The organism is Arthrobacter sp. AOP36-F1-5 (assembly GCF_058137995.1).
This window is the reverse complement of sequence record NZ_CM176892.1, coordinates 428408-454399: the sequence shown is the minus strand read 5'-3', so window position 1 is coordinate 454399 and position 25992 is coordinate 428408. Positions and strand designations below refer to the sequence as shown.

Below are 25992 nucleotides of genomic sequence, written 5' to 3'. Positions count from 1 at the left end.
ACGCCCCAGCCTCGTTCTGTAATAGAAATCACAACGTCAAGTAGCGCTAAACACACCATCAAGGTCCACACCGAAGGAAGCCGGCATGACAGATAGCCCATCCGCGATGAAGCTCTCATATGACGAAAGCGCGCCACGCCCGGCTAAGACTTCTGCCGCCGCCGTTGCTCGCGCTTGTGGGGTCTCAGCAGCAACAGTGAGCTACGTGATGAATGGGCAGCCGGGCGTCTCGACCGAAACACGTCGCCACATCGTCAAGGTAGCCAACGAATTAGGTTACCGACCAATACGTCATGGGCGTCTTCCCGACCCGCTATTGACCCGCGTCGTGGGATTGATTCTGCCCAACATCGTCAACCAGATGTACACCGGGTGGGCACAACACATCATTGATGCAACGGCCTCCAAAGGTTTCGAGGTCTTCGTAGCCACCACCCAGGACGACGCCGAGTCCCTAGCTCAGGTCGCCTCTACATTAGCGGCCAGAAACGTGGATGGTGTCATCATCGCAGCAGCTCTGAGGGAGGACTCTAGGGCTCTGAGGACGTTGCGACAGAAACGCATCCCCTACGTCTATCTATCTCGTCGTTCCGACCATATTCCTGGGGACTTTGTCGGCATCGACGACGACGCTGCCGCCTCGGCCCTCATGACTCATGTCCTTTCCCACGGATACACAGAGATCGCAACGGTCATCGGCCCAAGGTTTTCCACTGCCTCATTGGCACGAGAGCAAGCATTTGTCCGAACCGCCGCCGCAGCCGGAATTCCCATCACTGGTCAACGAAAAATCAGCACACGACTTAATTCCGACGGCGGTGTAGTAGCCGCCGAAAAACTATTCGGCTCCCCACAACCTCCGGAGGCAATCGTCTGCGGCTCCGACGAGATTGCCATCGGCATTATGGAGCACGCTCTTTCATTGGGTCTGACCATTCCAGGCGATGTTGCCGTCGCCGGGAGTGATGGATTACCTCACAGCCGGTCTCGCCTCATTGATCTGACCACGATCGTTCAGCCGGTCCAACAGATGGCCGAGCGTTCCTTCGAGCTACTCCTCAACCAAATCACCAGTCCGCGCACCACATATGCGCATACAGTCTGCGATCACTCCATTCACATAGGTGCGACTTGCGGTTGCCCAAAGAGTATCGCTTCTCTGCATTAACGGTTTGTTTCACACTCCTCACGGCAACACCACCTTTTCCATACCCAACACCACGCAAAGGTAGCCATGTCCACTCATACGAACGCGATGGCAATGAGACCACAGCATGTCGTCAACAAACTCATTTTCCGGCGTGTCATGCCTCTACTGATTGCCGCCTATGTAATGGCATTCCTAGACCGCACCAACATTGGCATGGCCAAGGACCGCATGGAGATCGATCTCGGCATCTCCGCCACGGCTTACGGCGTCGGCGCCGGCTTGTTCTTTCTGACCTACGCCCTATCAGAAATCCCTTCTAACCTGATTATGCACAAGGTCGGAGCTCGCTTTTGGATCATGCGCATCATGATCACGTGGGGCATTCTGTCTGCTTGCATGGCTCTCGTCCAAGGGGAATGGTCTTTCTACATATTACGAATGCTCCTCGGAGTCGCTGAGGCTGGCCTCTTTCCTGGAGTCATCTACTTCTTGACCCAATGGTTCATCGCGAATGATCGCGCCAAAGCTAACGGCATGTTCCTGCTCGGAGTCTCGTTGGCTAACATCATCGGTGCTCCACTCGGTGGCGTGCTACTTACGCTGGACGGTCTAGGTGTACTCGGCCGGGAGGTTGGTGACGGTCCCGGGCTCTTGACGTAGCGAAGACCTCCGGGTGCGGTGGGTGATGTCTAAGTCGCCAACCGTCCGGAGGTCTTCATGTCCCACCGTAATGCCCGGCTGAACTTGCGTGGCCGGCAATTGCTCGTAGAGCGGGTCTGTGTCCAGGGGTGGGCAGTCGCGCATGCTGCGCGAGCCCAGGGTGTGTCTCGTCAGTGCGCGCACCGATGGATCAATCGGTTCCGTAGTGAGGGTTCTGCGGGCCTTCTCGATCGGTCCTCGCGCCCGCACCACAGTCCACGCCAGACCTCGGTCGAGGTTGAGGAAAGAATCGTGGCGCTGCGCCACGAGCAACGACACGGCCAGGACTGGATCGGCGCTGACCTCAACATCCCAGCTCGCACAGTCTCGCGGGTGCTGCGCCGCCACGCGGTCCCCTATCTACGCGAGTGTGACCCGTTGACCGGTGAGGTGATCCGGGCCTCGAAGACCACAGCGGTGCGCTACGAACGCGACCGGCCCGGTGAGCTGGTCCATGTCGATGTGAAGAAGATCGGCAAGATCCCTGACGGCGGTGGGTGGAAAGCCCATGGCCGCCAGATGGGGTCAACCGCGGCGAAGAAGAAGGCCCGGATCGGCTATGACTACGTGCACTCGATGGTCGACGACCACTCCCGGTTGGCGTACTCCGAGATCCTCGGTGACGAAAAGGGCACCACCTGTGCGGGGTTCTTGCGACGTGCAGCGGTGTTCTTTGATGTCCATGGCATCGCCCAGATCGAGCGGGTGATCACCGACAACCACTGGTCGTACCGCCGCTCAGAAGACTTCGCTACCGCCATCAGCGATCTGGGCGCGAAGCACAAGTTCATCAAACCGCACTGCCCATGGCAGAACGGCAAGGTCGAGCGGTTCAACCGAACCCTGGCCACCGAATGGGCCTACCGCCAGGTGTTCACCACCAACGCCGACCGTAGCGCTGCCCTTGCCCCATGGCTCGAGGTCTACAACACTGTCCGACGCCACACCGCACTCGGAGGCAAACCCCCGACCAGCCGCCTGTCACCAACCTGATGGCCGAGTACATCTAGGTGGTCTTCACGGCTGGCAATGGATGTTCATCGTCGAAGGGTTGCCTGCCTGCGCTCTAGCATTCGTAATTTGGAAGTTCTTGCCCAACAAACCGACCGACGCAAAGTTCCTCTCTAGGGCCGAGGCAGAGGACCTAGAGGCTCGCATCGCCGCTGAGGAGAAATCGGGGGCCGAGGCAGCAGGGAACTCAAAACTGATCCACGTGCTGAAAGACAAGCAGATTCTTCTAGTTGTGGCTATCTACTTCGCCCATCAAATCGCTGTGTACGCATTGAGTTTCTTCCTTCCCTCAATCATCGGGACTTATGGCGAACTAAGCACGATCCAAATCGGTCTACTTACTTCTATCCCGTGGATTTTCTCTGCAGCCGGCGCGTTACTGCTTCCCCGCTTGGCGACCAACGCCAGCCGCTCACGACTGATCGCCACATGCACAATGGTTGGTATCGTGGCCGGATTCACTCTCGGCGCAATTGGCGGTCCTGTGCTGGGTCTCATCGGATTCTGCCTCGCGGCGTTCAACTTCTTCGCGTTGCAGCCCATCCTCTTCACCTACCCGGCCACACGTCTGTCCGGGGCTGCGCTAGCAGGTGGCATTGCCTTCGTGAACACAGTGGGACTGTTCGGGGGATTCCTCGGACCATACGTCATGGGATTCCTGGAAGACGCCACCGGTTCCAAGTTCGCGGGCCTTTGGTTCATCGTCGCAATGTGCGTCATCGGTGCTGTCCTCACGCGCTGGCTAAACCTTGATCCACCGACCTGCCATGAGGGACCGGGACGCTCTTTGAAGTCTTGAGTGTAAGGAAACTGGGCACTACTCAGGGCCCGGCCTCGCTGCCGATGATGTTCCACGATGGTTCCTGATGATGCCGTTGTCCGGCTGGTGAACGATCAGTCAGACTCGCTGAGGTGGTGCATGAACGGCAGCGAAGAGCTTCTCCCACGCCTGTTGCCAGGGCCATGCCTCGGGCAGGTGCAATCGGATTCGACGGGCACTCGAGGCGATCCGGGCCGGGACGTTGACAAGTTTGTCCCGGATCGTCGCGGTGCGGGCCTTGCGGAACCTTCCCGCCGCCAGTACCCCGGCGGTCCGGGTGAGGTTGTAGGCCATGACCGCGGCGGCCAACCAGGCACTGTTGGCTCCGAAGTGCCCCGAAGGCAAGTGCGCCAGGGCACTGTTTTTCAGGTCCGCGTTCACCTGCTCGATAACCGCATGGCGGCGGTGGGTCTTGTCCATGACGACGGTGCCCATGGCTTCCATGGACACGGTGGTGAAGAACGCGTGGAACCGATGGGCATCGAACAAGGTTGGTTGCCCGTCGGTTGCCTTCGGATTCAGCTCCGGAATGCGGCGTACCACCAGTCGGCCGGGAACCCGGTCGGCCTTCTTCCGGGAGGAGAAAGCGGTGAAGTCAATTTCGGCGACCTCGGCTTTCGAGATCCAGGCACCGGCGGTCTCGTCGAAGATCGCATCGGTGTATTCGATGCTTTCCCACGCGGCCTCCTCGATTCCGGAGATGGCGCGTTTGACCGCGGAGTCCATGCGCGCCGTCACCGAGACATCGGCACCGCCAGCCAGAGCCGTGGAGATGACGGCATGGCCGTAATACGCGGAGTCGAAGCGGCAGAGCACTGGCGATTCGGCATGGATCCGTCCCAGGGTCGCCAGGGAATCGGCAACGAGACGTTTGGCGCCACGCGCCGAGTTCGCGGCCCCTTTGCGCAGGCGCTGGGCCAGGATCACCGGGGCAGTATCGGCGGTGGAGGCGATGGCCAGCACCGCGTTGAGCCCACGGACCCCTGAATATCCGTACCCGGAGCCCTGCTTGGCATAGCCGTGGACCTCGATGATCGTGTCATCGACATCAACGAACACGAACTCCTCGGCACCAGGATCGCCCAACAGCGGTGCCCTGTTTGCGAGGTTTCCCAAAAAACGAGAGGCAACGGCGTCGAGCTGGCGGACGTGCCCGAAGGAGAAGGACCGCAAGAAGGATCCCAGGGTCGAGGGGGCGTAGCAGGAGCCGAAGAGCCGTTTCATCCCGCCGTGGCGCAGCACGGTCATGTCATCGATGGAATCGGCTCCGGCGGCCATCCCGGCAACCAGCGCTGCGGTCTTCGCGCCGGCGTTGGCACCTTTGTCGGTCGGCACGCTCAGCTGCCTGTCCGCCAGCTCATGCAGGCCAGAGTCGCGGGCCAGTTCCATGACCGGGACCAGACCTGCCGCCGCGATGAGGTTCGGTTCGTCGAACGCGGCTGACAGGGCCGTGGGAGTGTGGGAAACTTGCATCTGCGAGATGCCCTTCTTCTTCAGGAAATTTGTACTGTCGCAAGTCCAATTATCCTTGAAAAGTCGGGCATCTCCGCGTTAATGACGTCCTGCTTCACCGGCTCCCATCGGTGGATCGAGGCTAAAGCGAGGCACCGAAGATCCTGCCCTCGCCACAGTCTCTGGCCACTAGGCACTGACTTTCAGCAAATTAGACCGCCCAACATCGGACGAAAGCCTCGGATTCACACCTGAGCATCAGCGTTTGCAAATATTCTTCACCACCAAAAGGAGCAGTACCCGTGGATTACACCGGACTAAACTACGCCGGCCGCAAGGTTCTCGTCACAGCCGGGGCCGCAGGCATCGGTCTAACGATCGCCACTCGCTTTCAAGATCTGGGCGCCAAAGTATTCGTAACAGACATCAACCCCGCAGCTGTGGATTCAGCACGTGCCTCCGGCTTTTCCGCAGCGGTCAGCGATGTCTCCAATGAGGACCAAGTTCGATCCCTTATGGACACCGTTGCCACTGACCTCGGCGGACTGGATATTTTGGTCAATAACGCGGGGATCGCTGGCCCTACTGGCTCGATTGAAACCTTAGAAGCAGCGGATTGGAAAGCAACGTTCGACGTTAACGTCCACGGGCAGTTCTACTGCATCAAATATGCGCTGCCGTTCCTCCGACTCTCCACAGACGCGGCAATCGTCAACCTCTCCTCCGCCGCCGGACGACTGGGCATGGCGGGCCGCAGCCCCTACTCCGCCTCCAAATGGGCAGTCGTCGGGCTAACTAAAACGTTGGCCATCGAACTCGGTGGCGATGGCATACGTGTCAACGCCATATGCCCAGGGGCCGTCGACGGCCCCCGCATCGATGCAGTCATTGAAGCCAAGGCAAAGATGTTGAAGCGACCATTGGCTGAAGTCACTGACCTCTATCTCGGCCAGTCATCTTTGAACCGACTTGTTGAGGCAACTGATATTGCAAACATGGCAGTGTTTTTGGGCAGTGATCTCGCCCGAAGTGTCAATGGTCAGGCGATGGCTGTCGACGGCAATACAGAGAAGCTCTACTAGCCCCAGACCCTCTTCTTACGGCAACACTCTCGAGTACCACCAAAGGAATTAACATGGCCTCCAAGAAAAAAGTCATCATCACCTCCGCCGTCACTGGCGCCATCCACACGCCGACCATGTCCCCACATCTGCCCGTTACACCAGACGAGATCGCAGACGCGGCGATCGGAGCCGCGCAAGCCGGCGCCGCGGTCGTCCACATGCACGCCCGGGATCCCAAGGATGGGCGCCCTTCCCAAGATCCGAAGCACTTTGAGCCAATTCTTGAAAAACTCAAGGCCAACACGGGCGCGATCATCAACATCACGACTGGTGGCTCCCCCCATATGACTGTCGAGGAGCGAATGCTCCCGGTTGCTACTTTCAAGCCAGAATTGGCATCACTGAACATGGGATCCATGAACTTCGGGCTCTACCCGATGCTGGACCGATACGCTGATTTCGACCACGAGTGGGAGCGTGAGTCTCTGGAGAAGTCCAGAGATCTTGTCTTCAAGAATACGTTTGCGGACATCGAGACAATCCTCGGCATCGGCAGCTCAAATGACACGCGCTTCGAGTTCGAGTGCTACGACATCTCTCACCTTAATAACCTGGCTCACTTCCATGGGCGAGGGCTGGCGCGTGGCCCCCTATTTGTCCAGTCGGTCTTCGGCTTGCTGGGAGGTATCGGGGCCCACCCCGAGGATCTCATGCACATGCGCCGCACCGCCGACAGGTTGCTCGGCGAGGACTACCAGTGGTCGATCCTTGGAGCTGGTAAAAATCAGATGCCATTGGCCACTATCGGGGCCGCCATGGGCTCACACGTCCGTGTCGGGTTGGAAGATTCCCTGTGGATCGGACCAGGCCAGCTGGCAGCGTCCAACGCCGAACAGGTTTCACGTATCCGAACCATTCTGGAAGCCCTGAATTTTGAGGTCGCGACACCAGATGAGGCCCGCGAAATACTCGATCTCAAAGGCGCAGACAAGGTGGGGTTCTAAGCATGACAATGGATAAAAGTGTCGGTTCTGCGGCGGAAGCCGTAGCGGATATCGGGGATGGATCCTTGATATCTGTCGGCGGTTTCGGACTATCAGGGAACCCGATGGCATTGATCGAGGCCCTCTTGGAACAAGGCGCTACGGGCCTGTCGGTGGTCTCCAATAATTGCGGTGTCGATGGGTGGGGACTTGGTGTCCTGCTTGCTGCCGGCCGGATCCGGAAGATGACTTCTTCCTATGTGGGCGAGAACAAGGAATTTGCTCGCCAGTACCTCACCGGGGAACTCGAATTGGAGTTGACCCCGCAGGGGACGCTGGCTGAGAAGCTACGAGCCGGTGGATCAGGCATCGCTGCGTTCTACACCGCTGCCGGAGTCGGTACTCAGGTGGCCGAAGGGGGGTTGCCGCAGAAGTACGACGCCGATGGGAACATTCTCCAGGGTTCGGAGCCCAAGGAAGTGCGGAGCTTCGCCCCAGGCGGGGAGAAAAACGATTTCGTTTTGGAAGAGGCCATCGTCTCCGATTTCGCGTTGGTCCACGCGCTGAAGGGCGATAAGCACGGCAACTTGGTGTTCAACAAGGCGACCCGGCAGTTCGGCCCGCCGGCAGCGATGGCCGGGAAGGTGTGTATCGCTCAGGTTGAGGAGCTCGTGGAGCCCGGCGAGATCGACCCTGACCAGGTCCATCTGCCGGGGATCTATGTGCACCGCGTCCTGGAAGTCGGTCGGGACATCGAAAAGCCAGTGGAGAAGCGCACGGTACGCCCAGCTGGTGAAGCCGCCGGTTCGGCGACGAAGGAAGGTTGAGACGATGGCACTGACACGTGAGCAGATGGCCGAGCGGGCCGCGCAGGAACTGGTCGACGGAGCCTATGTGAACCTGGGCATCGGGATGCCGACCCTGGTTCCGAACTACATCCCCGCCGGCAGGACACTGGTTCTGCAGTCGGAAAACGGCATCCTCGGTGTGGGCCCGTACCCCCCCGAAGAGGATGTGGATCCGGACCTGATCAATGCCGGGAAGGAAACCGTGACGGTCAATCCGGGAGCAAGTTTCTTCGATTCGGCCATGAGCTTCGGGATGATCCGTGGCGGGAAGATCGACGTGGCGATCCTCGGAGCGATGCAGGTTTCCACCAACGGGGATCTGGCGAACTGGATGATTCCGGGCAAGATGGTCAAGGGCCCCGGTGGTGGCATGGACCTGGTGCAGGGTGCCCGAGAGGTCATTATCCTGATGGACCATACGGCCAAGGACGGTTCGGCAAAGATCGTGAATGAATGTTCGCTTCCGCTGACCGGTAAGGCCGTGGTGAACCGGATCATTACCGACCTGGCGGTGATCGAGGTGACCGAGGACGGTCTGGTGCTCCTGGAGACCGCTCCCGGTGTGAGTGTCGAGGAAGTCAGGGCCGCGACCGAACCAGAACTGACCCTGGGTGGAGAACTCGCCAACGCCTAGTCCATGGCAACCGTCGTGCACACGGGCCCGGTCCTTGAAAGGCCGGGCCCGTTCTGTTCTGGCCAGCAAGGTCCTCTTCGGTGAACCGCTGAACTGGGTCATGACCTGCGGCATCATCCTGATCATCGGGGGTGTGCTCCTGGTCGAAACCGGGGCCGCAGCCTAGGAAGCTACCGATCGGCTCCCGTCGGCGCGGTCTGCCGGAACCCCGGCCCACACCTGCAGGGCGGCCCAGGCTGCTGCCGTGAACGGGACCGCGAGGATGGCCCCGAGAACCCCGGCGACCACGGCGCCGGTGGCCAGCGCGAGCAGGACCACCAGCGGGTGGATCTGGAGCGTGCGGCCCATCACCACCGGCTGCAGCAGGTTGCCTTCGAGCTGGTTCACCACGACCACCACCACCAGGACGATCACTGCCGCCACCGGGCCGACGCCTAAAAGTGCGACGACGGAGGCCAGGATCCCGGTGACCGTGGCACCCAGGATGGGGATGAAGGCCCCGATGAAAATCAGCACGATCAATGGCAGGGCCAGCGGCACCTGCAGGATCAGCAGGCAGGCCCCGATCAGGACGGCGTCCACTGCGGCGACGATGGCCGTCCCACGGACGTAGCCGCCCAAAACGGCGGTGATCCGTCGGCCGGCGATCCGCACCTTGGCAAGCTGCCGGCCGCGCAGCTTTCCGGTGGCAAAGGCCCACATCTTCCCGCCGTCCTTGAGGAAGAAGAACAGGATGACGGCCATCAGCACGAAGCCCGTCGCCATTTCCGAGACGAGCGCCGCGCCGGCCATGGCCTGGTCCTGTGTTGCATCGCTGCCCAACAGCTGCTGGAAGGATTGCTGGGCATGCTTCAGCGTCGCGTCGTTGACCGGCAACGGACTATTTTTCAGCGCGGTCCACAGGTCCTTGGTCCGGTCCCCCGCCTGGTCCGCCAGGGACCCCCATTCGGCACGGATCGTCGTGATGACGCCGAGCAGGATGGCCCCGAAGGCGATGAGCAAGGCAGCGAAGGCGGTGCCCGTGGCTGGCCCCGCCGACCAGCCGTGGTGGCGCAGCCAGATCACGAGCGGGTTGATGGCCGCCGCGAGGATCAGCGCCAGGAAGAGCGGCACGATCACGACGGTGATCTGCAGGAGCCCGAAGACGACGACGGCCACCAACACCAGAAGGTACAAAATGCTGCGGGCCCGCTCACCGGCACGACTCAAACTATGGGTCCACTGCAGGCGTTCGCGTCCGTCGAGTGCCTCGTCAGGTTCAGTCATCGTGTTCTCCCGTACTGGTCCAGGGTGGATGACGGATCAGAGTCCGGGCAGCACCTGTTCGCGGACCTGCTTGCGGAGAATCTTGCCCAGCATCGAACGCGGCAGGTCGTCGATGGCCACGACCCGCTTGGGGACCTTATAGCCGGCCAGATGTTCGCGGCAATGATCGCGCAATGCTGTTTCGTCCAAGGTGGCTCCGGGTTCAAGCTCGACGGCAGCCAACACCATTTCCCCGCCGCGTTCCAGCGGCTTGCCGAAGGCCGCGGCATCCTTCACGTCGGCGTGCAGGCGCAGCACGGTCTCGACCTCGGTGGGTGAAACGTTGAAGCCGCCGGTGACGATCAGTTCCTTGGCCCGGTCCACCACGGTGGCGAAACCGTCGTCGTCCACGGTGACGATGTCCCCGGTCCGCAGCCAGCCGCCGGGCAGCAGGGTCTTGGCGGTTTCCTCGGGGTTGTTCCAGTATCCGGAAAAGACCTGCGGGCCCTTGATGAGCAGCTCCCCCGGGTCCCCGGCGGTGACCTCCACGGCCGGGTCCTTGGGGTCCACGACCTTCATCAGGGTCGAGGGGAAGGGCACCCCGATGGTGCCGTTGCGCCGGGTGGGATGGAACGGGTTGCCCAGGGCCACCGGCGAGGATTCGGTCATCCCGTAGCCTTCGACCAGCAGGCCCCCGGAGACCGATTCCCAGAGCTCGACGACGTGGTCGGGCAGGTTCATCGCCCCGGAGATGCAGTATTTGGCCGAGCGCAATGAAATCCCGCGTTCCTTCGCGGCGATGGCGGTGCGTTCGTAGATCGGCGGGACCGCGCAGTAGACGGTCGCCGGGGACTTCTTCATCGCATCCAGGACCATATCGGGGTCGAACTTCGGGAACAGGACCAACAGGCCTTGCTTGCGGATCCCGTAGGTCAGGTACAGCGTCATACCGAAGGCGTGGAACATCGGCAGAATGGCGTAGAAGATCTCCTTGCCGTACTGCGCCCCTTCCATCCAGGCCTCGCCCTGCAGCGCGTTCGAATACAGGTTGAAGTGGGTCAGCATCGCCCCCTTGGGGCGTCCCGTGGTGCCGGAGGTGTATTGGATGGCCGCCAGGTCGTCCACGTCGGGGCGCGGGTGCAGCGGATCGAGCGTGCCGTGGGAGAGCAGCTTCTTCCAGCCGGTGGTGCCCGGGGCCTTGGCGGTGAGTGAGTCCCGGGTGGCCTTCAGCTTGCCCACCGGCAGGGCCAGCGCTGCACGTTTGATCCTCGGGAAGGCTTCGAGCAGGTTCACCGAAACGATGTGGTCGATCTCGATATCCGAGGGGAAGTCGGCGAGCGCGGCTGCGGCCTTGTCCCAGACGATGGCGATGCGCGCCTGGTGGTCCTCGAACTGGTGGCGCAGTTCGCGGGCGGTGTACAGCGGATTATGTTCGACGACGACGGCGCCCAGGCGCAGCACCGCGTAGAAGGCGACGACGTGTTGCGGGCAGTTCGGCAGCACCAGGGCCACCCGGTCCCCGGCGCGCACCCCGAGGGTGCGCAGGCCTTCGGCAGCCCGGTCGACCTGTTCGCCGAGTTCGCGGTAGCTGGTGCGTCGGCCGAAGAACTCCAGCGCCGGAAGGTTGCCGGCCTCGGCCACCGAGTGCTCGAGCATGTCGACCAGGGATTCGGTCGGCAACTCGATCTCGGCCGGGACGCCCGGCTGGTAGTTCTTCACCCAGGGCTGCTGCGACGCTGGCTGGCCTGCAGATGACTGATCGGGGGCACCGGTGGCGTTATCCATGAGGCCCATCTTCCCGCGAATGCACGACGACGGCGAATTCCGTGCCTCTCCGTGCCGGGATTCCCGCCGGCGGTGGTCAGCCCTTGCTCTTGGCAAAGGAGCGCAGTTGGGTCAGGGAACCGTTGAAGACGTTGCCGTCCACTCCAGCAGTTTTGCTGATGAACCCGGTGTCCGTCGCGTACTGCCAGAGCCGGTAGTCGGTCCATCCCCCGGGCAGGGCGCCGGGGGTGTCCTGGGCCGATCCCGGGTAGCGCGCCACATGCAGGTCCCAGTTCTTGAACCGGGAGGAGGAATTGGTGCACTGGTTCCACCAGGAGCTGGCGGTGTAGATCATCGGCAGCCTGCCGGTCAGATTCCTGACCTCGACGCCGAAGGCATGGATCCAGTCCGAGAGCTGCTTCGGGCTCATCCCGTAACAGGTGTCCCCCTTGCCCTGCGGGAAGGTTTTGGCGTCATAGGGGTTCCATTCGATGTCCAGCAGCGGGGGCATGGTTTTGCCGTCGGCCGACCAGCCTCCGCCGTTGGCGACGAAGGCCCGGGCCTGGGTTTTGGCGCTGGAGGCTGCGGGCATGGCGAAGTGGTAGGCCCCGCGGATCATCCCGGCGTTGTAGGAGCCGTTGTATTGCTGGGTGAAGTTGGGGTTCTTATACACCGAGGTTGGCCAGGACTGCGTGGCCTTCACGTAGGCGAAACGGGCGCCCTTGCCATAGGCGTAGGACCAGTTCACGTTGCCCTGATGGGCGGAGACGTCCACCCCGGGAACCCCCGGCGGACGCCACCAGCCATTGCCCGAGGTGTACGACGGCGACACGGTCGAGTTCTGTGCTTTCGCTGGGCTTGAGGGGAGGTCGGGAATCGACACGGTCTCGCCGCCCGCTGCTCGGCCCAGCTCGGCCAGTTCCTCCAGCGTGGGTACCTGGGGGTCGCCGGTTTCGGCGATGCGTTTCTGGCCTTGGCCCATCTGAGCGGGCAGCACCTTCTCCCCCAAAGCTTCGGAGGCCTGTTCGGCCAGGGCCTTCCGCTGGGCTGCAGGGATCTGCCCGTCGGAGAGGGACTCGGTGATCTGTTCTGCGACGGCGCCACGCTTCGAGGAGTCTGTGGGTTGCGGGGTGCTCGGGGCCGCCGAGGCTGCCGGCACCAGCGCGGAGGCCAGGGCGAAGGTCGCGGCCAGCGGGAGCGCGGCGCGGCGAAAAACATGTGCCGGTGACGAGGTCATCATCGGTCCTCTCATCAGTGCTGGACGGGCGAAGGGGTCGCCTCCGGGGAGTCTGGCACATCAGAATTCAGGTCACAAGACGATAAACCACTTTTTCGGCAATATTTCTTCGCTCCCGTCATAGGTGCATCCCCGGCTGTCATGCGCGGCGTTGTCTTCGACGGGGGCGGCCCCGGGCCGCTGGCTATCCGCCGGTATCCCGGGTGGCTTCGAGCAGTGTTGCCGTGCGGCGGTGGACGTCGGCGTCGCGTTCGCCCAGGGTGGCCACGAGTCGTTGCAGCCGGGTGACCCGGTCAAGGTAGCGCTGCGAGAGCCGGGCGGACAGGGGCAGTGCCGCCAGATCGGCCGCTTCGCGCCAGGCCATGACCAGGGCCCGTTCAAACAGGCGCTGATCGGCCTCTGCGCCGGAGGATGCGGCCCCCGCACCCAGCACGGCCACGGTGTTGAGTCGGGAATCGTCCAACCCCAGGGCCAGTTGGTCCAGGTCTGCCCGCACCGTGCGCAGGGCGGCACCTCCCCGACCGAAACGGCCCAGCCGGGCCGAGATGAGACCACCGAACCGCACCACCTCTGCGATCGTGAGCAGTCCCAGGGTCAGCGTCGCGGTCAGCAACCAGAACAACAGCGCCCCGCTGACGTTCTGGTCCCGGAAACCATTGTTCTGCAGGCCGCGGGCCAGCTCCTCGAGCCCCTGGGACACGTGGACCTCGGCCGAGCCCGGCGAGGAGACGTAGAGGTGTGGGACGTCCCAGTTCGGGGCTCCCAACCGGTGCCCCTCGCCGAGGGCGATAGCCCCGGTGAGCTGCCCCGGCAACGCGACCCGACCGTCGTCGAACACCATGACCGGCATGATGACCTGGTCCGCCCGCAGTTCGCCGGTCACCGGGTTCAGCAACTGGGGGAACTCGCCCTTCACCCGCAAGAGGGCGTCGAGGTGGCGCGTCGGGTCGACCTCGACTCCCAGCGTCGAGCTGTCACTGGAGGTCGGCCGCAGATACTGTTCGGCGTCCCGGACGGCCACGGTGACGTCGATGGGTTGAGGGAACTTGTCCTCGAGGGAGTCGCGGATCCCTTCTTCGCTGATGCCCTCGGCCTGCCCGTCGATGCTCAAGCTGCGCAGATGGTCGGTACCGGTCAACTCCCAGCCGGGCCGGCCCAGCACGGTTCCGGTGATCAGCCCCGCGGCGACGGCCGAGACCACGAGCGCGACGGCGGTGCCCCCGAGCCACCAGGCCCGTCCGCGCCGACCGGTTGCTGCCGGGCCGTGGTCGTCGGGGTGGAGCCGCCGCAGGCCCCGACGGCCACGGTGGCCGCGGTGTCGACGGGTTTTGCGGGCCGGTGACAGGGCGTCGTAGGCTTCGACCTCGCCGAGCAGTGCCCGGGCCATGGCATTGGCTTCGTCCAGGACCGTCAGTGCCAGCGAGGACTCCCCCGGCAGGCCCAGACTCTCGCGCAGTTCGCTCAGGTCTTCGGTATCCCGTCGGCGGGCCCTGACCTTGCCGTGGGGGTAGCGGCGCAGGACGTCGGCGATATGCCGGGCGATCCCCTCCAGGCTGCGCTCCGCCTCCGCCCAGGCGTGGACCCCGGCCCCCGTCGTCCCGCGGCCGGAGCGGGCCGAGGCCTCCAGCAGGGCACGTAACCTGCCGCGCAGATCGTCCATGGTCTTGGCCGAGAACACGTCGACCGGGGCCGCTTCGAGGCGGATGATCAGTTCGCGGGCGGCGTCGTTCAGGGGTGCGGTGATCCGGTCAAAGACGTCGCCGCTCCGGGAGAGGTTCGCATGCACCGCCCCGGCGGCGAGGAGGGCATCGGCCAGGATGGTCAGTTCGCGGGCCGAGGCCTCAAAAAGATCGACCAGGCCCCCGGTATGGAGGCTCAGCGCGGTCTCCGGGGCCCTGACGGCGGTCATCACCCCTGCCTCGGTGCGGGCCAGTTCGAGGGTTGAATCCCGCAAGGTCCGCCAGGCCACGGTGTAGCCGGCGGGACGGCGTCGTTCCGGCGTCGTCCGATAGGTGACCTCGAGTGCTTCCAGGTCCAGGACCACCCGGGCGAGACGGCGTTGGGCGGTAGCCAGCCGCCGGTACCGGTGCTCCCAGCGCCGTCGGCGGCGCAGCGAATAGGCCAGGGCGGTGCCGGTGAGTAGGATCCCCAGGCCGGTCCCGGCCACCCAGAACACGGGGGCGCGGATGGGCCCGCCGCCGAGCACGTCGGCAGCGGTTTCGGCGGCGACCACCACCGCCAGCGGACCATGGCCGAGCCCCAGGTTTTTCTGGTAGGCGTTGCCGATGGCAAAGCGGGCGTCCGGGTCGTCGGAGGAGCGCAGGGCAGCCCCGGTGAAGCGCCGGTCGCTGGCCGGGTTCTCGGCGTTCTTCCACTGTGTGGAGAGGACGACGTCGGCGTTCAGGTCAGCTCGGCCGTGCTGTTGGTCGTAGCTGAGGTGGTCGGCGGTGACCTTGAGGGTCAGCGGCTTCCACGAACGGATGGGCCCGGTGTGGGCTGCGTCGACGGTGGACTGGCTGATGCCGTGTCCCGGGGAGCCCTCCACGACGATCCTCACCTGAGCTTCCGGCTCGGACGTGACGGCGTTCCACCCGAATCCGGCGAAGAGCAGGGTGATAACCCCGAGCACCAGGGCCAGCCAGGGGAAGCCGAAGTGGGGGCGGGAGTCCCCGGCGCGCACCAGGCGGCCCGTGGCGGCGGCGCTCATGCCGGCCTCCCGGCGTCCGGCGCACGGGCGGCTTCGGCAGCATCGAGCAGGTCAACGGCCCGGGCCAACTGGGCCAGGACGTCGTGGGTGCCGGGTTGCCCCCCGTCGGCGGTTCCCGGGCCAACCAGCTTCGGTCCGAGTTCCACTTCGGCCGCAGCGGCCTGGGCGAGGAGGCGCCCGGTGACGGCGTCGAGTTCGCCGCGCAACGCCTCCAGCCGGTCGAGCAGGTCGTAGCCGGGGTTCCGTCGCACGCGTTTGGCAGCCCGACGGACGGCCTGGTCAATATCGTCGAGCGCGCGGGTCTGTTCAATCAGCAGGGCCACCACGTCACGAGCTGCTTCGAGCTGCCGGGCGCCCGGGGCGTCGAGGCCCTCGGCGAGGTCCTGCAACCGTTCCCGGTGGGCGTGGATCTGGCGTTGCCGGGCCTGCCTCGCCTTCTTGCCGGAGCCCATCAGCAGGTCGATCCCGCTCAGGGCGCGTTGCTGGGTGTCCAGCCGTTGCAGGATCGCCGTCATGCTCGCGGTGTCATCGGCGGCCGCGGCCTCAGCGGCCTGTTCCTCCCCCGCCGTCCGGTCCACCAACTGCGTGGTCAACCGGGCGACGGATGCGGCGACCGGCCCGGGTTTCCCGCCCCGGGGTGGAGTGTCCCCGCGTTGGCGCAGTTCCCCGGCCTTCTCATGGATCCGTGCCCGCAGGGACGCGACCTCTTCCTCCCGCGACTGCTGTGCCAGGGCGCGCCGGTTCCGCCGGCTACTGGCCACCGCGGCGCCGATCCCGGCCAGGACCACAATCCCCACTCCCCCGAGCACCCAGGGCAGCGGGTTGGAGCGGGCGTGCAGGCCGGTCCCGGCGGCCACGGCTAAATCGGATAGGCCTTGGGTGTAGTCGCCGACATCGAAGGCAGCCATCCCACTGCCGGCGATGGCTTCGAAGCTGGCGTCGTCCGTGAGTTCGATATTGCGTCCGGGTTCAATGGACACGTCAACCGAGCCGCCGTCGTTTTCGGGCAGGATCACCCCGAGCACGATCCAGTCCTTCCCCACGTAGCCCTCGGATTTCCCGTTCTCCAACCAGTCATCGGTGAGGGCATCGGACTGCCCGAACATCAACGAGCCACGGACCAGCTGGGCGGCGTTCTTCATCTTGGTGGGTTGCTGGTCCACCGCCAACAGGATCCGGGTGCCTTTTCCGATGCCGGCGGATTCCACCGCCTCGACGATGTCTGGCGCCTTGACCCGGTTCGCTGCGGCGTCGACGACGGCCAGGAACAGGTGCTCGGATTCCGCTGCGCGCCCGGGGATGCGGATCTTCCCCTCATCCTGGTCCGGCCGGTCGGGAGTCAGCACCGATGGTTCTGCAGGCTCAGGAGCCTCAGTGGCTGCCGCCGGGTCCGCCAGCGCGCCGATCAGGAAGAATCCGGCGAGCGCCGCGCACACCACAGACAGTGGACGACGGCGGTGCAGTGCGGTCATGGGGACTCCGGTGCGAACGGGCAAAAATCTCTTCCCACTGTAGCCGGGGTCAGGATACGAGTCTCGGCTACCGGCGGCAATGGGAAACAGCACACCGTGCGGGCTTCCCCCACCAAAATATTCCCCGCCTTGGGAGGATGCCAACTAACGCCAGACAGGTGAGTCTCCATCCCCTCACTTTTACATGTGCTCCGGTCAGCTTCGACGACGGTTCCACGCCTCACAATAGAGGTCACTGCTCAGAAGAGTCTTTTCAAGCCGAAGCGCAGCGTCGGGCGTCGTCGATTGGGCGGCGATGTTCAACTTTTAGGAGCCATCGATTCGGCTCTTGCATTCGCCTTATTGCGCACGTATCCCAGCCGATGCGAGTAATTCAACTTGAGTCTCGGAGGCCCTGTTCCATGAACCCTTTTCTTTTCGCGTCCATGACCAACATTCCGCTGAGCGAAAACGAGGTGCCTGCCATTGACAGCAAACCGGGGGTGAATGACGGCCCTCTGAACAGCTGCACTTGGCTGAAGAAGCTGTGCATCAGCCCCTCTTTTGCATGGACAAGTGTGACATTCATTCGACCAGCGGGACGCCCTGAGAATCGACGAACGCGAGTCCTAGGCCCTCTCGATATCCGACGACCTTGTACTGAGTTTCACACTCACGGCACATCCACTCCGGGATAATTCCTGGCGGGATAGCACAGCCTGCCACAACCTCATCGTCGCTCGGAGGGCCCACTGGCATACCCCAGATGATCGACTTCGGGTTCCTTTCACCACATTCTGGGCATGCCGGAGCGCTGGAAAATCTGCGTAACTCCTCCAGTTGAGGGCGATGAACCATCGTGTGACAATCCACGCAGAGGAGCGCCGTGTCGTCGACGTGGTCCTGCAACTCCAACCAAGTGTCCTCAAGCTTCATCCGAAACAAGTGGGGCTCTAGTCTGATCGGTTCTGCCTGTCCACACCCGTCACAGGAGATTTTTTCAACTGCGCCCTCCTGAAGGAGGGAAACAACCGCAATCATCTCATGCGTACTGCCGCAACTAACAGGAAGGCATACGCCGGCCTCAACGAAGATCGGAAGGGGACTATCAACAAGTTCGGCGATCGCGACAAGAATCTTATCAGCGACGGTAGCAAGCAATAATTCAGAACTGCGAGGTAGTGAAAAGTCCAACTTTTCCTCTATATGTTCCACTGAGACAGGATTCGAAAAAGTCGCAAGTCGTTCAACTGTGACAGCCTCGGCGAGTGCCGATTCTACGACCTCGACGGCAACGACGAGCGGTACTTCGGTGCCAAGGATTGTAAGAATCAGATCACCTGCTCGGACACCCGTGGGCAAAATCCAGTCATAGCTGTCTGGATCCGCTACCAAAGCTATAGCTGCCGCTAAGGGGTCCCCTGCCCAACACCAGTAAAGTCTCTGGCCCTTAGGGCGAGTGAGCGTAGACGCTGGTCCCCACTTCTCGTCAAGGCGCCGAATGGGGTATTTTTCGGGATCGTCGGACATTTCATGCCAGGCTTCTTCTTCGGCACCCATTAATCCGTTGATCAGTTCTCGACGCGAGTAAAGCCCTTCTTCCCCCGGCCAAGGTGTGGCGACGTTTTTCTTGAAGTGCTCTAGTAGCTCTTTTCGATCTAAGCGGTCATACACCGGATCGTAGCCATAGATCCGTTTCTCTAAATTCTTCATTTCTCTCCCCAGCATTGTTCTTGACTTCTGTTCAAGCGCTCGTTTCGGCGAAAGTCTGGATGTCCCGAAAAGCTCTTAGGGGTATTAGCGTTAGCAGTTTTCGCACAATTGCCTCGCCCTGGAATCACTCTGCGTCCTCCCACTCCTCGAGGAGAGCAGTAGCGATCCTTTTATCCATACGGTAGTTCCGGGCGGAAGGTTCCGTCTCGTAGAGCGGCCCGATCCCGCCGCCAATGTGGTTGCGTCCGAACCCTACGGCCGACATTCGCCCCCCCATCTCCGGGCCACCAAAGTCTTTAATGCCGGTGTGCTCGGACATATAGCGGTACACCTCGTCCATGCTGACCTTGGGCGCATGTTCTGCCATGTAGCGAACTGCCGCTGCGGCGTCGCTGTCCCCGAGCCATTCGACCATCTTGCGCAATCGCGTACGGGTCCAAGATCCTGGCAGGTACCCATCGTCATCGCCGGCATCCCCGTCGGCCTTAATTCCTGGAGGCACCCGACCGAACGCGGCCGATACAGCGGTCAAGGCTGCTTCGAAAGTGTCTACGTCAGTGTCAATGCTGATCTTCATGCGAACTGCCCCTAGTTAATTTTTCTTCATGAAAGGCCTGACGCTACTCGTCTAGACCATTAGTGCGAGCTTACAAGGACACACAAGGATACGCAAGATCTTAGTACGCATTTGTTTACTCTTGATCAAACGTTGTTTAGTCTTGCATTCACTAGGCATAGAGATTCGAACACTCTCCTCCAATGAGTCGAGACCCTGTCGACTCTCTAAGTGTCTAGAGCGACTCAGACCATCTATATGGATCAACTCTGATTCACGGCACTTGCTGGAACCACGGCTCTGCATGATCGGGAACGACACTTCGGTCCCGGAAAACTACACCACGCCTGCGGACGTTACCTGCGCCCGCGCCTCGCCAGGCTAAGAACCATCGGCTGCAGGCGCGTTGAATGAAATAAGCGTACGACTCGCGCTGGTCTCCACCACCGTCAAGCACCTCAAACCCCACGCCGATAAGCTGTGGGTATCCATTGGAACCGTTCTTGAAAATAGGTCAGAACGTGATTGCGCGCACGCTCATCGCCAGCCCGCGTCAAAGGCTTGTCTGGATTAGTCACCGATTGATCGCGCTTTCCCGTCCTCCCCCTCAGGATCGTGAACGGTGCTTAATCAGTCGTCGAGCAACGCGGCCGCGTACATCGGCCGGGCGGCATCGATGGTCGGCGGGTGGAACAGCCCGGCGGTGGCATCGCGGAACAGCCGGTTGAGTTCGTTGCCGTTATTGAAGCCACTGCCGCTGGCACACATCAGCGCGGCCTCGGCCGCGTGGCGGGCGACGTTCGAGGCGTTGATGCGGGCGCTGACCAGCCGCAACGGCCAGCCCGCGCCGTGGTCGACGAGTTCGTCGAAGTCACGACTATAGGAATCCAACTGGGCCGGCACCGCCATGTACTCCATATGGGCGTCGGCCAGTCGGGTCCTGAACTCGGGGACCTCGGCGTAGGTCGTGCCGGTCTTGGCCGACTTCCTGCGTTTCAGTCCCTGGGCACCCAGGTCGAGGGCACGGCGGGCGACCCCGGCATAGACCGAGCCGATGAGCAATTGGAAGTTGCTGGTGATCGCGAAGACCAGCAGGTCGGGGTGACGCCCGGTCGGCATCTTCCGGACAACCCGCTCGGGCGCCATCTTGACCTTTTCCAAGGAGGTGGCCCGGCTCTGTGAGGCGCGCATACCCAGTACGTCCCACTGTTCCGAGACCGTGATGCCTTCGGTATCCCGCTCGATGAACCCGTACACCAGTGTCGGATTCTCGGGATCGGCGCTGTCCAGCCCGTGGGTGATCAGTCGTGTCCATACCGGGGACAGTGAGGTGAAGATCTTGACCCCGGTCAGCAGATAGCCGCCGTCGTCCTGTGGTTCCGCGGTGGTCTTCGAGCCCTGGAGCACCCAATCGTTGGCCGGCTCGCTGATCCCGAAGGCGAAGATCTCCCCGTTCATGGCTTCGCCGAACACATGGTCCAGCGACCGGTCCCCGCGCTCGAACAGGGCACGGGCGACGCCGGTGCACATGAGGTGCATGTTGATCGCCAGCGCCGTTGCGGGTGCCGCGGTGGCCAGGCGTTGCTGCAGCCGGGACACCTGATTCAGGCTCAGACCCGGGCCGCCGAACTCCTCGGGAACGAAGACGATGAGGTAGTTCTGCTCGGTCAGCTCGGCCAGGTCCTCGTGGAAGAAACTGTTCTCCCGGTCGTAACGGTCGGCGCGGTCGCGGAAGCGCTCCAACAGATCCTCGGGCAGGTACTGCTCTGCCAACTCTGCATGGCGGATCTCTCGGTCTGGCATAGGTGCTCCCTCGTTATTCATTCCCACGGGTGATCAGGACCGCGCCGTTGTGCCCGCCGAATCCGAAGGAGTTCGACAGCACGGCGGTGACCTGCTGACGTCGGGCCTCGCCGGCCACGATATCCCAGCCGTTGAATTCGGGATCCTCGAGGTTGATCGTCGGCGGCAACATCCCGTTGCGGAGCGACTGGACGGCAATGACCGCTTCGACGACTCCCGAGGCCCCGAGCAGATGGCCCGTGCTCGACTTGGTGGCACTGATCGGGATGGTCCGGGCCCGGTTTCCCAGGGCGGCCTCCAGAGCGTTCAGTTCGGCGGCGTCACCGGCGGGGGTTCCGGTACCGTGCGCGTTGATATGGTCGACGGCGTCTGCGGTGGCACCCGCATCGGCAAGGCAGTCGCGGACGGCCTGCGCTGCTCCGCGTCCTTCCGGATGTGGTGCGGTGGCGTGATAGGCGTCGCTGGCGGCTCCGAATCCTGCCAGTTCAGCCAGCACGGTGGCTCCCCGGGCGCGGGCATTCTCTTCGGATTCGAGCAGAATGGCCGCCGAGCCGGCCGACATCACGAAGCCGGACCGCGCCCGGTCAAACGGTCTGGAGGCGGCAGTCGGGTCATCTTCATAGCCTGCGGCCAGTGCCCGCATATTCGCGTTTGATGCCAGGTTCACCGCGTTCAGGCAGTCCTCCATCCCGACCACCAGGACGGCGTCGGCGTAGCCGTGGCGGATCCGGCGCAGGCCCTCCCCGAGGGCGATCGCCCCACTGGCGCAGGTGGCCGATACCCCCTGGGCGGGACCGAACGCCTGGTACCGCTGGCTGAGTATGGCCGCCGCGGCATCCGGTGCGCCATGGATCGCCAACGTCAGCGGCACGGACCGTGGGCCCTTCTGGTCCAGGATGCGGGTGGCTTGTTGCATGGCATCGACCGGTCCGGAGCCGGTGGCTGCCATGATCGAAAAGCGTTGCGGATCCCACGGCATCTCCCCCGCGTCCGGGGTCCAGCCGGCCTGTTCCATGGCCTGGTCGGCGGCGGCTACTGCCCAGTGTTGGCTGGGGCTGAGCCGGCGAGCCAGGCTGGGCTTCAGGACGGTGGTGGCGTCGAAACCGGTCACTTCGCCGCCGATGCGGACGGCAAGGTTCTCGAACTCGGGACCATCGAGGGTGGTGATGGCACTGCGGCCATGGACGACGTTGTCCCATAGGGTCGGGACGTCCAAGCCGCTCGGGGTGATCACCCCCAGCCCCGTGATCATGACGCGACGACGATCGTTCATAAACGCACCGCCTCTCCGCGGGCGACCAAATCGGCGACGGCAGGGCGGCGGATCTTCCCGCCGACGGTGCGCGGCAGCTGCTCCATCCGGAACCAACGGCGCGGGACGAACTGCGGGGCCAGTTCCCGGCGGGCCTGGGCCAGCAGCTCGCTCTTCTCCGGCGCCTCCCCCTCGATGACGAGTGCGACGACGGTGCCGAGCCGATCGTGGGCCAGTGCCACCGCGCAGACCGCTCCCAGCTGTGGCATCCCGTCGAAGGCGCGTTCCACACCGGGCAGCGAGACCTTGTGCCCGCCGGTGATGGCGATGTCTCCGGCGCGGCCCTCCAACACCAGGGCGCCGTCGCCCAGCCGTCCCTGATCGTTCACCGTCGCCCAGCCGTCGGCTCCTTGCAGCACCGCGTCCGTTGTTCCCGGGAGGTACCCGTCGGAGCATGAGGCGGCGTGGACCCACAGGGTGCCCGGTTCGCCGTCGGGTACTTCGTTGCCCTGTTCGTCCCTGATACTCACTCGAATGCCGTCGTAGACGCTGATGCGGGTGCCGTCACTACCCCGGCTGTCACCGATGAACCCAATCTCCGCGGCCCCGTAGTAGCTGATGAGCCGCACATCGGGCAGGACGTCGGCCAGCTCGGTGCGAAGGATCGCGGGGAGGTTCGCGCCGCCGGTGACCACCAGTTCGAGTGTCGCGAGGGATTCCGGGTTACGGCGGGCGGCATCGATCAGTGTTTGGACGATCGCGGGGACGGCCACTACGCGGGTGATCTTCTCGTCGAGGATACGCCGGCTCAATGCCGCCGGATCGAAGGCATCAGCCACGTGGGCGCTGCCACCGGATGCCAAGCACTCGATGAGCGCGTACAGGGTGAGGCTGTAGGACACCGGGCCGGGGGCAAGGGTGGCGATGCCGGCGTACGGCTCCAGGTAGGCGCTGGAGACGGCGAAGTTCTCGCGGTACTGGCGTCGGGTCTTCAGGAACGCCTTGGGATTGCTCGTCGTGCCGGAGGAGAACAACAGGAGAAACGGTTCCTCGCCATCCCGAACCGTCGGTTCGAGTGTTGGGCCGGCGGCCGCCTCTTGTTGCCTGAATTCGGCGAGGGTGATGATGGTGCCCGTCCATCCGTGCGCAATGAGCCCCTCTGCCAGGTCGGTCGAGTCACTGATGACCACGCCGATTCCCGTGGAGAGAATGACGCCGATCTGGTGATCCAGCGGCCACTGCGGGTCCACGGTCGCCGACACGGCACGGAACCCGGCGAGTCCCGCGATGATGCGCGAGGTGTGGAACGCCGAGGAGATGCTGACTGCCGTGATCGGGATGCCGGCAGTTTCGGCAGCCGCTGGTGGTGGAGTGACCTGGGCGCCGTGCAGGGCATCAACGACGGCGAACATCCGTCGGGAGTCTTCGACGAGCTGCGCATAAGACAGGCGGCCGTCGTCCCCGACGATCGCCGGCTGGCCGGAATGGTTTTCGGCCATGTCCAGCACGGTCCGTGTGATGGGCACCCGCGGCCTCCCTGCAATTCGACGCAATCCGGTTGGCTCATGTTTTTGAGCCAGACTCGACTCTAGTGACTCTTCCCGGACCGAGGGGAACTGGCCTCAGCAGTTGGACTGCCTACGAGCCGGTACCCGACGACGTCAGCCAAAGAGTCGTAGCGTGCCTTCCTCTGATTGTTTCACCATTCTGCGAGCACGCTTGGCTGGATCTGCGAGATTTACTGGACATTCGAACTCACCAAGAGGTGGCACCCAAACTGCTATGGCGGCTCCTCTTCAAATACTCCTTAGAGTCCTTCGAAGTATGTCCGGACCACCCCGGCCATGAGTTTCCTGCGTTCCACAAGAAACTCCGGATACATGCCCGCTGTCACGTTGGCTAGGTTCGGCGGGATCGCGTTCTCAGCAAGATTACGTTCAAGCTCCCCCGAATCAGTGATCTCACCAAGGACTATTACCCCCGTTTCAATCTGGGCAGCAATATCAGCCATATACACGCTGGGAGGCTTATTGCTGATACTGATATTGATCGAGGTCTCCGTCAACGCGAAGTTCGCTACCTGGTTATAGTCAGACCGGTCTGCGAAACCATTCTTCTGCAAGAAATCCTTGGGAACCACGTGGTGTATGTCGCCGGACTGCTGGTGCATAGCAGCGACCGTAATGCTCTTGGAGAGGAACCCACGCGCACCACCTGCCACTTGGGCTGCCAGGAAGGACTGGAAAAAGGGGCTCGCCGTGCTCGTGGTTTCCAAGGAGTTCGGCAGGGAGACCTCCCAGAAACCATCCGTTAGTTCTGACTCTTCGATCTGTTTGAGATAGGCGGCAGCTCCCTGCGTGTTAATCCGCCGGATATCTTGTTCCCAGGTTGATTCGAAACTGCCCGAGTGTCGCGCGGTGAGCATCGACATCACGAACCAGCGCCTGACGATGCGCTTGCGCTCTCCCTCGGAGAGGGTTGCATCGGCCCGCAGACGCAAATACAGGGCGTAGGCGAAGTTCAGGGCATTCTTTGAACCAATCATGCCCGGCGCGATGAAGCCCGCTGATTTGATGATCATGATGAAGTTTTCAAAATGGTACTTTTTTACGATCTGGAGCAGCGCGGATTCAAGTTTGTCGTAAGCAACCGGGATGCGGCTCTCGTCGATCTTTCGTGTTTCCGGGTCCCGGCCGGAGATTTCACCCACGATCGAAGAGGCCTTGCCGCGGCTGAAACCCACCAACCCAGCGACGCGAATGATGTCTCCATAGGTCGGATCATAGAGGTCGCCGGTATCGTCTTTCAGCCATGAAATCGCCGAGAGGTACTTAGTTGCGGCGAAATCGGTGTCGTTGTCCTGAATATCCGAATACGCATGAGGTGCAACAGCGAGCTGGCAGAAATAATCAATGAGTTTGCGGATATTGCGGCCGCGCTCCCCAAAGGTGGCGATCTTGCTCATCGCAAAATCTGCGCTACTCAGCGGGACACCCTTCGAATTGATCCGGATGAAGATTTCCGCAACCGTTTCGACATCCAGGTCGTCATTGAGCGAGATAATACCGATCTGAGCGTTCTTCACTGCCTCGAGTCGACCAATATTGGTTTCAACCACCTGGGGATCAACCTCCGGATTGGCCTCGAAGTAGGCCTTCACGAAGCCATAGGTGGAAGTGGCGTTGAATAGCTCGCTAATGTCGGGAATCCACTCGGGATTCTTCCCGATCACTGGAGTCCATGTCGCAAACAGCTCCGATACCGGGTTGAACGCGATCTTGATCCGAACAGATTGATACCGCTTATTGACTACCTTCAACCCGGCGACCGCCGCACGAAGGGCCGCAATACGTTGCTGCCCATCAATGAGGATCTGCTGGTGGGCCGCGATCTGCGCGTCCTTGAGATAAGCGCCCACGGACTGCCAAGTGATCAGATAACCGACCGGATAACCCTTATAGAGGGAATCCATGAGATCCCGAACCTTGACACTGTCCCAGACAAACGGCCGCTGCAGCTCAGGAATGGCGATCTGCTCGCGCCGAACATCCTCCAACAACTGCGTGACCGCCGACTGCGTGACTTTGTACTTCGCCATCACTC

21 protein-coding genes are annotated in these 25992 nt (G+C 62.6%); 9 read left to right on the top strand and 12 right to left on the bottom strand.

Annotated features, from left to right (window positions below):
- The first annotated feature begins 85 nt into the window (after positions 1–85).
- From AC3ZI9_RS02115 to AC3ZI9_RS02100, 4 genes are all read left to right on the top strand, one after another.
- The gene (locus AC3ZI9_RS02115; protein WP_241895399.1) at positions 86–1168 is read left to right on the top strand and encodes a LacI family DNA-binding transcriptional regulator; all 1083 of its coding nucleotides are present in this window, start codon (positions 86–88) and stop codon (positions 1166–1168) included.
- 66 nt (positions 1169–1234) lie between these two features.
- Positions 1235–1810: an MFS transporter gene (locus AC3ZI9_RS02110; RefSeq protein WP_489923799.1), complete on the top strand. Its 576-nt coding sequence runs from the start codon at positions 1235–1237 to the stop codon at positions 1808–1810.
- A 57-nt stretch (positions 1811–1867) separates the two neighbouring features.
- Positions 1868–2842 carry an IS481 family transposase gene (locus AC3ZI9_RS02105; RefSeq protein WP_301497610.1) on the top strand — a complete coding sequence of 325 codons (975 nt, stop codon included), beginning with the start codon at positions 1868–1870 and terminating at the stop codon, positions 2840–2842.
- A gap of 40 nt (positions 2843–2882) precedes the next feature.
- Complete coding sequence (locus AC3ZI9_RS02100) at positions 2883–3659, top strand: MFS transporter (protein ID WP_489923798.1); 777 nt, start codon at positions 2883–2885, stop codon at positions 3657–3659.
- Positions 3660–3758: 99 nt separating this feature from the next.
- Here the strand turns inward: AC3ZI9_RS02100 and AC3ZI9_RS02095 are convergent, their stop codons facing one another.
- A complete protein-coding gene (locus AC3ZI9_RS02095; protein WP_102598821.1) occupies positions 3759–5153 on the bottom strand; it encodes an IS1380 family transposase in 1395 nt (464 codons plus the stop codon).
- A 281-nt stretch (positions 5154–5434) separates the two neighbouring features.
- Here AC3ZI9_RS02095 and AC3ZI9_RS02090 point away from each other — a divergent pair, with 281 nt between their 5' ends.
- The 5 genes from AC3ZI9_RS02090 to AC3ZI9_RS02070 are packed head-to-tail and all read left to right on the top strand — an operon-like array spanning position 5435 to position 8827.
- Positions 5435–6214: an SDR family oxidoreductase gene (locus tag AC3ZI9_RS02090; protein WP_086994179.1), complete on the top strand. Its 780-nt coding sequence runs from the start codon at positions 5435–5437 to the stop codon at positions 6212–6214.
- Between the two features lie 53 nt (positions 6215–6267).
- Entirely contained in the window at positions 6268–7200 is a 933-nt protein-coding gene (gene kce / locus AC3ZI9_RS02085; RefSeq protein ID WP_086994176.1) for a 3,5-dioxohexanoate:acetyl-CoA acetone transferase, read from the top strand.
- Positions 7201–7202: 2 nt separating this feature from the next.
- Complete coding sequence (locus AC3ZI9_RS02080) at positions 7203–8006, top strand: CoA transferase subunit A (protein ID WP_444554135.1); 804 nt, start codon at positions 7203–7205, stop codon at positions 8004–8006.
- Positions 8007–8010: 4 nt separating this feature from the next.
- On the top strand, positions 8011–8661 hold the full coding sequence (locus AC3ZI9_RS02075; protein WP_087000227.1) for a CoA transferase subunit B: 651 nt from the start codon (positions 8011–8013) through the stop codon (positions 8659–8661).
- 34 nt (positions 8662–8695) lie between these two features.
- Positions 8696–8827 (top strand): DMT family transporter, encoded by a 132-nt coding sequence (locus tag AC3ZI9_RS02070; protein WP_444554057.1) that lies wholly within the window; start codon positions 8696–8698, stop codon positions 8825–8827.
- Here AC3ZI9_RS02070 and AC3ZI9_RS02065 read toward each other — a convergent pair.
- From AC3ZI9_RS02065 to AC3ZI9_RS02015, 11 genes are all read right to left on the bottom strand, one after another.
- Positions 8824–9927: an AI-2E family transporter gene (locus AC3ZI9_RS02065; protein ID WP_444554058.1), complete on the bottom strand. Its 1104-nt coding sequence runs from the start codon at positions 9925–9927 to the stop codon at positions 8824–8826. The two genes, AC3ZI9_RS02070 and AC3ZI9_RS02065, sit on opposite strands and share 4 nt — an antisense overlap.
- A 36-nt stretch (positions 9928–9963) precedes the next feature.
- Entirely contained in the window at positions 9964–11691 is a 1728-nt protein-coding gene (locus AC3ZI9_RS02060) for a long-chain-fatty-acid--CoA ligase (protein WP_489923797.1), read from the bottom strand.
- Between the two features lie 76 nt (positions 11692–11767).
- Positions 11768–12907, bottom strand: a complete 1140-nt coding sequence (locus AC3ZI9_RS02055; RefSeq protein ID WP_489923796.1) for a GH25 family lysozyme — start codon at positions 12905–12907, stop codon at positions 11768–11770.
- Between the two features lie 184 nt (positions 12908–13091).
- Positions 13092–15614: a DUF5129 domain-containing protein gene (locus AC3ZI9_RS02050; RefSeq protein WP_489923795.1), complete on the bottom strand. Its 2523-nt coding sequence runs from the start codon at positions 15612–15614 to the stop codon at positions 13092–13094.
- Positions 15611–17086, bottom strand: coding sequence for a hypothetical protein (locus tag AC3ZI9_RS02045; protein ID WP_489923794.1), 1476 nt, complete (start codon positions 17084–17086; stop codon positions 15611–15613). The genes AC3ZI9_RS02050 and AC3ZI9_RS02045 overlap by 4 nt, the downstream gene beginning before the upstream one ends.
- A gap of 564 nt (positions 17087–17650) precedes the next feature.
- On the bottom strand, positions 17651–18778 hold the full coding sequence (locus AC3ZI9_RS02040; RefSeq protein ID WP_489923793.1) for an FmdB family zinc ribbon protein: 1128 nt from the start codon (positions 18776–18778) through the stop codon (positions 17651–17653).
- 124 nt (positions 18779–18902) lie between these two features.
- Positions 18903–19355 carry a hypothetical protein gene (locus tag AC3ZI9_RS02035; protein ID WP_489923792.1) on the bottom strand — a complete coding sequence of 151 codons (453 nt, stop codon included), beginning with the start codon at positions 19353–19355 and terminating at the stop codon, positions 18903–18905.
- Between the two features lie 609 nt (positions 19356–19964).
- Entirely contained in the window at positions 19965–21137 is a 1173-nt protein-coding gene (locus AC3ZI9_RS02030) for an acyl-CoA dehydrogenase family protein (RefSeq protein WP_489923791.1), read from the bottom strand.
- 13 nt (positions 21138–21150) lie between these two features.
- Positions 21151–22410 carry a beta-ketoacyl-[acyl-carrier-protein] synthase family protein gene (locus AC3ZI9_RS02025; protein WP_489923790.1) on the bottom strand — a complete coding sequence of 420 codons (1260 nt, stop codon included), beginning with the start codon at positions 22408–22410 and terminating at the stop codon, positions 21151–21153.
- Positions 22407–23915 carry a class I adenylate-forming enzyme family protein gene (locus AC3ZI9_RS02020; RefSeq protein WP_489923789.1) on the bottom strand — a complete coding sequence of 503 codons (1509 nt, stop codon included), beginning with the start codon at positions 23913–23915 and terminating at the stop codon, positions 22407–22409. Before AC3ZI9_RS02020 ends, AC3ZI9_RS02025 begins: the two co-directional genes overlap by 4 nt.
- A gap of 281 nt (positions 23916–24196) precedes the next feature.
- Entirely contained in the window at positions 24197–25987 is a 1791-nt protein-coding gene (locus AC3ZI9_RS02015) for a GmrSD restriction endonuclease domain-containing protein (RefSeq protein ID WP_489923788.1), read from the bottom strand.
- Between the last annotated feature and the right edge of the window lie 5 nt (positions 25988–25992).